The sequence below is a fragment of the Actinomadura logoneensis genome (assembly GCF_003428695.1).
Taxonomy (GTDB): Bacteria; Actinomycetota; Actinomycetes; order Streptosporangiales; family Streptosporangiaceae; genus Spirillospora; species Spirillospora logoneensis.
The window spans coordinates 1-7566 of record NZ_QURH01000928.1 but is presented as its reverse complement, the minus strand read 5'-3'; the positions used below and the strand labels follow the sequence as shown (position 1 = coordinate 7566).

Below are 7566 nucleotides of genomic sequence, written 5' to 3'. Positions count from 1 at the left end.
CGGCGCGGCCACCGGCGACCTCGGCACGGCGACCGGACACCTCGGCGCCACCACCGGACGCCGCGGCGCGCGGACCGGTCGCCGCCGCGCGCGGACCGGTCGCCGCCGCGACGAGCGCCTCGAACAGGCGCGGATCGTCGTCCTCCTCCGGGTGCCACTGCACGCCGAGCCCGAACCGGTGGCCCCGGAGCTCGACGGCCTCCACGACCCCGTCGTCCGCCCAGGCGACGGCCGCCAGTTCCTCGCCGAGCCGGTCCACCGCCTGGTGGTGGTAGGTGGGGACGTCCGCGTCGCCGCCGAGAAGCCGTCCGGTCGCGCTCGCGGGGTCGAACCGGACCCGGTGCCGCCCGATCACGCCGGACGCGGGCGCGTGGTCCCGGTGGCCGACGGTCTCGGGAAGGTGCTGGACGAGCCCGCCGCCGCACGCCACGTTGAGCAGCTGCATGCCCCGGCAGATCGCGAGGAACGGCAGGCCGGCCGCCATCACCGCGCGCATCAGCGCCAGCTCGAACCCGTCGCGGCGCGGTTGCGCCGGGCCGGTCGCGGGGTGCCGGGCCGCCCCGTACAGGCCGGGCTCGACGTCCGCGCCGCCCGCGAACACGATCCCGTCCAGGCCGCGCACCATGGCCCGGACGCCGCGCGGGTCGCCGGTCGGCGGCAGCAGCACCGCCACGCCGCCCACCCGCTCGACCGCCCGCGGGTAGGACGTGCCCAGAACCGCCGCCTCGCGCTCCCACACCGCCCAGCGAGCCGACTCGAGGTACGTCGTGATCCCGATCAGCGGCGGCTCCGCCCGGCCCCCCGCCGACCCTCCGCCCCGTTCCGCTCCGCCGACCTCTGGCGCTCCGTCGCCCATGCGCGACTCCCCCTCCGCCCGCCCGGACGCCGGCGCCCTCCCGGCGTCGCGTGATCTTCCTCTTCCGCGACGCCATGATGCTGCATACCGGACGCGCCCGGCTCGGAAAACCTCCTACCGGGGTGGAGAATCGCGCACCGCCGCGCCGCACCGGCCCTCCGCGGTCGAGCCGCACGGGCGCCCCGGCGCCTGCGGCATTTCCGCGGCGAAGCGACCGCAATACCGATCAGTATCTATCTCCGAAATGACCAATGGCCGATCACCGAAAATAAGAACACGACTACCCTTCGGCATACTGCACGGTAGTTGACAGGTAAGGGTTGAGAATCCACCGCCGCCGATGAGAGAATCCCCGGAAGTCGGACAACGCCGAGGGCGCCGGAAGCGCCGGAGAACATCGGCGTCGACGAACAATTGCCTTGGGGGCGAGCCCGGTAAATGTCCCTGGAACCCCGCATCCTCAAAGAGAGTTTCCGCCGCCTCGAATCGCACGGCGTCCCCGCGGTCGCCTATTTCTACGGGCGGCTGTTCACCGAGAATCCGCGGCTGCGCACGCTTTTCCCGCCGGCCATGGACCTCCAGCGCGACCGGCTGCTCCACGCGCTCACCGAACTCGTGGGCGGCCTGGACGACCCCGCGTCCGTGCGGCCCTACCTCGAGCACCTCGGCCGGAGCCACCGCAAGTTCGGCGTCCGGCCCGAGCACTACCCGGCGCTGCGGTCGGCGCTGCTGGCGACGCTGCGCCGGTTCGCCGGCGCCGACTGGACGTTCGAGGCCGAGGCGGCGTGGGCGGCGGCCTTCGACACCGCCGCCGCGACCATGGTCGCCGCCGCCGAGCGGGACGCCGCCCACGCCCCGCCCTGGTGGGTCGCCGAGGTCGTCGAGCACGAGCGCCGCACCCGCGACGTCGCCGTCCTCACGCTCCGGCCGGGCCGGCCCCTGGAGTTCGCGCCGGGCCAGCACCTCACGGTCCAGACCGCGCGCTGGCCGCGGGTCTGGAGGCCCTACTCGATCGCGAACGCGCCGCGCCCGGACGGGCTGCTGCGGCTGCACGTGCGGGCCGTCCCGGGCGGCTGGGTCAGCGGCGCGCTGGTCCGGCACACCGGAGTCGGCGACACCTTACTTCTCGGGCCCGCGCTCGGCGGCATGACGCCGCCGGAGGACGCCGACCGAGACCTGCTGCTCGTCGCGGGCGGCACCGGCCTCGCGCCGCTGCGGGCGATCATCGAGCACGCCGCTTCCACCGGACGGCACCGCCGGGCGCACCTGCTCGTCGCCGCCCGCACCGCCGACGACCTGTACGACCTTCCCGGCCTGCGGCTGCTCGAGGCGTCGTGCCCGTGGCTGCGGGTCGTCCCCGTCCTGTCGGACGACCCTGGCCGCCCGGACGACCCTGGCGGCCCGGACGGCGGCCGTCCCCGCGGCGCCGCCGTCACCGAGGCCCTGGAACGGCTCGGCGGCGACTGGACCGGGCACGAGGTCTACCTCGCCGGACCGGCGGGCATGGTCCGCACCACGGCCGCCAAACTCCGAGACCTCGGCGTCGCGCCGGAACGGATCCACCACGAGCTGCGGGAGGCCGAGCGGCAGGAGGAGGACCTCACCCTCAGCCGCGCCCGCGGGCGCGAGGCGGCGCGCGGGCCCGGCCGCGGCCTCACCACGGGATGCCCGGTCGCGTCCGCCACCGCACCGTCACCCGACCTCCCAGCCCCCGAACCAGGGCCCAAGCTTGACCTCGAAGCCGCCCCGCCTATCGATCCGGACACCGATCCCGGTCCCGCGCCGGAAGCGGAACCGGACACGGAACCGGACGCCGAATCGAACACGGAACCGGAGCTGGAACTGGAGCCGGAACCCGCGGGCGTCGGGCGCGCCTTCGGAAGCGCGTGACCGGAAGCGCGTGACCGGAACGCGCGCCGGCTCGCCGAGCCCAGGGCGGGAACGCCCGAGGCCCGGCGGTGAAGGGTCAGCGCAGGGTCACCACCCGGCCCGCGCCCGCAGGAACTCCGACGTCGTCACGTCCGCCGGGTAGAACGACTCGATCGCGAGCTCGGCGACCGTGATGTCCACCGGCGTGCCGAACGTGGCGATGGTGCTGAAGAACGACAGCTCGGTGCCCTCCGCCCGGATCCGCAGCGGGACGAACACCTCGTGGCCGGTGGACGGCGCGGCCGCCTCCTCCAGCGGGTCCGAGCCGGGGAAGTCGCGCAGCTCCTTGTAGAGCCGCTCCAGCGCCGGGTCGGCCGTGAGGGCGACGTGCCGCCGCACACGGTCCACCATGTGCGCCCGCCACTCGCCCAGATTGATGATGTTCCGGGCGACGCCGTCGGGGTGCATGCTCAGCCGCAGGACGTTCAGCGGCGGCTCCAGCAGGTGCGGCGGCGCCAGGTCGGTGAAGATCGACGCCGCCTCGTTGGCGTCCACCAGGTTCCAGAAGCGGTCCACGACCACCGCCGGATACGGCTGGTGCCCCTCCAGCACCTGGCGCAGCGCGCCGCGCACCGCGTCCATCCGGGGTTCCTCGATCGGGGTCTCGGCGTACATCGGGGCGAATCCGGCCGCGACGAGCAGCAGGTTCCGGTCGCGCAGCGGCACGTCCAGGTGCTCGGCGAGGCGCAGCACCATGTCCCGGCTGGGGGCCGATCGGCCGGTCTCGACGAAGCTCAGGTGCCGGGTCGACACGTCCGCCTCCGATGCCAGCTCCAGTTGACTGAGTCTGCGCCGCTGGCGCCAGGCGCGTAGCTGCTCGCCGATCGGGCGGACGTCGCCGAGGGAGGAGGTGGGAACGGTGGACTCGGAGTAAGCGGTGGTCGTCATCACGCCGCAGACGTTACCGATCTTCATGTCACGAAGACGATGACGTGGGGGGTAATGGGTGTTCCCTGGCCGGGCGGATTCTTCGCGCGCCTGTTCGGCTTCCTTGGGACGCCCGTGACGCTCCGCGTGCCAGGCTCCCCGGAAAGGAATCCGGACGGACCCCCGGGAGGACCAGTGGTCGACCACGCGCTCGTCATCGGCACCCGAAAGGGCATGGTCGTCGCCCGCCCCCGCGCCGGCGGGGACGCGTGGGACGCCGATCCGCTGCTGTTCCCCACCTCCCCGGTGCCCGCCGTCGCCGCCGACCCGCGCACCGGGCGCCTGCTCGCGGCCGTCGAGAGCCCGTTCTGGGGCGTGTCCATCGCCGTCTCCGACGACCTCGGACGCACCTGGACCGAGCCCGCCCGCGAGGCCGAGACCGCTCCGGTCGCCTTCCCCGAGCACACCGGCGCCGCGCTCCGCTCGATCTGGCAGCTGCGCCACTCCCCCACCGAACCGGACGTGGTCTACGCGGGGACCGAGCCCGCCGCGCTGTTCCGCTCCGAGGACGGCGGTCTGACGTTCCGGCTGGTCGAGGGGCTGTGGAACCATCCGCACCGCCCGTTCTGGAAGCCGGGCGCGGGCGGCCAGTGCCTGCACACCGTCCTGCCCGACCCGGCGGACCCCGCCACCGTGACCGTCGCGATCTCCGCCGCGGGCGTCTACCGCAGCACCGACGGCGGGACGACGTGGGAGCCCCGCAACCACGGCATCACCGCGAAGTTCCTGCCCGACCCGCCGCCCGAGTACGGCCAGTGCGTGCACAAGGTCGACCTGCACCCGAGCCGTCCGGAGCGGATGTTCCTCCAGCACCACGGCGGCGTCTACCGCAGCGACGACGCCGGAGCCGCCTGGGCCCGCGTGGACGCCGGGCTGCCCGCCGACTTCGGCTTCCCGCTCGTCGTCCACCCGCACCGTCCGGACACGCTCTACGTCCTGCCGCTGAACGCCGACTCCGACCGCTCGCCCGCCGGACACCGGTACCAGGTGCACCGCTCGGACGACGCGGGCGAGAGCTGGCGGGCGTTCGACAAGGGCCTGCCCGAGGGCCCGTGCCACGCCTCGGTCCTGCGGGACGCCATGTGCGCCGACACCCTCGACCCGGCGGGGATCTACTTCGGCACCCGCGACGGCTGCGTCTACGCGTCCCGCGACGACGGCGAGACCTGGACCGAGGTCGCGCGGCACCTGCCGGACGTCCTGTGCGTGCGCGCGGTGACGAGGTGAACGTGACCGTGCGGCTGCCCGGGTCGCTGCGCGACCTCGCGGGCGCGCCCGCCGCCCTCCCCCTCGACCTGCCCCCGGACGCGACCGTCGGCGACGCCCTGGCCGCGCTGGACGCGGCGCTGCCGGCGGTCGGACGGCGCGTCCGGGACGAGACCGGGGCGCTGCGCCCGCACGTGAACGTGTTCGTCGGCGCCGACAACATCCGCGACCTGGCGTCGCTCGCCACCCCGCTGCGGGCCGGAACCGATCTGCACGTCCTGCCCGCCGTCTCCGGCGGCTGACGCCTTTACGCTGTAGATCCGTTTTGGGGTGGTCCCCGCAGGCGTCACGTCCGTCCCGATGTGACGGTCCTGTCGCTGATGCCGCAGACTGTGCGGGACGTCGCGTTCAGGAGGGGTCGGTATCGCATGTCCGAGCTGAAGGTGCTGGGCGCCTGCCCGTTGGACTGCCCGGACGGATGCTCGTGGGTGGTGACCGTCCGGGACGGGGAGGCGGTCGGGCTGCGCGGCAACCCGCACCACCCCTACACGCGCGGCGCCCTGTGCACCAAGGTGAACCGGTGGCTGGAGCGGGCCGGGCAGGACGACCGGATCCTGCACCCGCTGCGCCGGGTCGGGGCCAAGGGCGAGGGCCGGTTCGAGCGGATCTCGTGGGACGAGGCGCTGGACGAGATCGCCGCCCGGCTCGGCACGATCGTCGAGCGGCACGGCGGGGAGTCGGTCTGGCCGTACTGGGGCATGGGCACGCTCGGCTACGTCCAGGGCCTGGAGGGCCAGGCGGGACGGCGGTTCTTCAACACCCTCGGGGCGTCGGCGCACCGGGCGGACCTGTGCTCGGCGGCGGGCAACGCGGGCCAGGAGCTGGTCATGGGCTCGGCGGGCGGCATCGACCCGGAGGACCTGGCGCACGCCCGGCTGATCATCCTGTGGGGGACGAACACGCTGACCAGCGGCCACCACATGTGGACGTTCGTGCAGGCGGCCCGGCGCGAGGGCGCGCACGTGGTCGCGATCGACCCGGTGGCGACGCGGACGGCGAAGCAGGCCGACGAGCACCTGGCCCCGATCCCGGGGACGGACGCGGCGCTGGCGCTGGCCCTGATGCACGTGATCGTCCGTCTCGGCGCCCAGGACGAGGAGTTCCTGCGGGACCACACGCTGGGCTGGGAGGAGTTCCGGGAGCGCGTCGAGCGGTTCACCCCCGAGGTCGCCGCGTCGATCACCGGGCTCCCGGCGGAGCGGATCACCGCGCTCGGCGAGCGGATCGCGCGGACGCGTCCGACCGCGATCCGGGCCACGCAGGGCCTGCAGCGGCACGGCGGCGGCGGGTCGGCGCTGCGGACGCTGGCGTGCCTTCCCGGCGTCACCGGCGACTGGCGGCTGCGCGGCGGCGGGCTGACGTACTCCACGTCCGGGCACGTGCCGCTGAACCGGGAGGCGCTGTTCCGCGACGACCTGCGCCCCGGGCCGGTGCGGCGGCTGTCGATGTCGCGGCTGGCGGAGGGGCTGCTGGAGCTGGACGACCCGCCGGTCAAGGCGCTGTTCGTGATCGCGGCGAACCCGGCGGCGAGCACCCCGGACCAGAACCGGGTGCGGGAGGGCCTGCTGCGGGACGACCTGTTCACGGTCGTCCTGGAGCAGTTCCCGACCGACACCGCCGCGTACGCCGACATCGTCCTGCCCGCCACCATGCAGCACGAGCACGCCGACCTGCACGACGGCTACGGCCACCTGTACCTGGCGTGGAACGAGCCCGCGGTCGCGCCGCCGGGCGAGTGCCTGCCGACGACCGAGACGTTCCGGCGGCTCGCGCGGCGGATGGGCCTGACCGACCCGGCGCTGTACGAGTCGGACGAGGAGCTGGCCGAGCAGGCGCTGTCCGGCGGCCACCCGTACCTGACCGGGATCACGCTGGACCGGCTGAAGAAGGAGGGGTTCGTCCGGCTGGCCGTCCCCGCCCCCTTCATCCCCTATGCGGACGGGTTCCCGACCCCGTCGGGGCGGCTGGAGTTCCGGTCGGAGACCGCGGCGGCGCTCGGGCACGACCCGCTCGCCGGGTACGTGCCGTCCGTGGAGGGCGCCGACGCCGGGCTCGCCGCGCGGTTCCCGCTGATCCTGATCTCCGCGGCCTCGCACTTCTTCCTCAACAGCATGTTCGGGGAGAACCCGGAGCTGCGGAGGCGCGCGGGCGGCGGCCCGGTGGTGCGGCTGCACCCGGACGAGGCGTCCGCGCGGGGCCTGGCGGACGGCGACCGGGTGCGGGTGCGCAACGACCGCGGCGCGTTCGAGGCGGTCGTCGCGGTGACCGACGAGGTCAGGCCGGGTGTCGCGGCGACGACCAAGGGGCACTGGCCGCGGCTGTCGGGCGGCGCGAACGCCAACGCCGTGGTCGCCGAGCGGGCCACCGACCTCGGCGCGGGACCGGTGTTCCACGACACCCGCGTGGAGATCGAGCGGCTGCCGCTACGCTGACCGCCATGATCGACGCACGGGCGTTGCTGGAGCGGGCGCGGCGGTACGACCGGACGGGTCGCGCCGACGAGGCGGTCGCCGCCTACGCGGAGGCCGCCGCGGTCCTGGAGGAGCGGCGCGACCTGCCGTCGGCGGTGCTGGCGCGCGCCCGGCAGG

6 protein-coding genes are annotated in these 7566 nt (G+C 74.7%); 4 read left to right on the top strand and 2 right to left on the bottom strand.

The features are described 5' to 3' along the window. Window positions 1–856 (bottom strand): gamma-glutamyl-gamma-aminobutyrate hydrolase family protein (locus DZF91_RS31335; RefSeq protein ID WP_147341477.1); only part of this gene is annotated, 856 nt, incomplete at its 3' end. Window positions 857–1294: 438 nt separating this feature from the next. On the opposite strand from DZF91_RS31335, the gene DZF91_RS31330 reads away from it, so the two are divergent. Next, on the top strand, window positions 1295–2746 hold the full coding sequence (locus tag DZF91_RS31330) for a globin domain-containing protein (protein WP_199487017.1): 1452 nt from the start codon (window positions 1295–1297) through the stop codon (window positions 2744–2746). A gap of 87 nt (window positions 2747–2833) precedes the next feature. On the opposite strand, the gene DZF91_RS31325 is transcribed toward DZF91_RS31330, so the two are convergent. After that, a complete protein-coding gene (locus tag DZF91_RS31325; RefSeq protein WP_235834695.1) occupies window positions 2834–3700 on the bottom strand; it encodes a helix-turn-helix domain-containing protein in 867 nt (288 codons plus the stop codon). 147 nt (window positions 3701–3847) lie between these two features. On the opposite strand from DZF91_RS31325, the gene DZF91_RS31320 reads away from it, so the two are divergent. The 3 genes from DZF91_RS31320 (at window position 3848) to DZF91_RS31310 (ending at window position 7410) form a co-directional block, all read left to right on the top strand. Then, the gene (locus DZF91_RS31320) at window positions 3848–4939 is read left to right on the top strand and encodes a WD40/YVTN/BNR-like repeat-containing protein (RefSeq protein ID WP_117360678.1); all 1092 of its coding nucleotides are present in this window, start codon (window positions 3848–3850) and stop codon (window positions 4937–4939) included. Beyond that, entirely contained in the window at window positions 4936–5220 is a 285-nt protein-coding gene (locus DZF91_RS31315; RefSeq protein ID WP_117360679.1) for a ubiquitin-like small modifier protein 1, read from the top strand. The genes DZF91_RS31320 and DZF91_RS31315 overlap by 4 nt, the downstream gene beginning before the upstream one ends. A gap of 126 nt (window positions 5221–5346) precedes the next feature. Next, a complete protein-coding gene (locus DZF91_RS31310) occupies window positions 5347–7410 on the top strand; it encodes a molybdopterin-containing oxidoreductase family protein (protein ID WP_117360677.1) in 2064 nt (687 codons plus the stop codon). Window positions 7411–7566 lie beyond the last annotated feature (156 nt).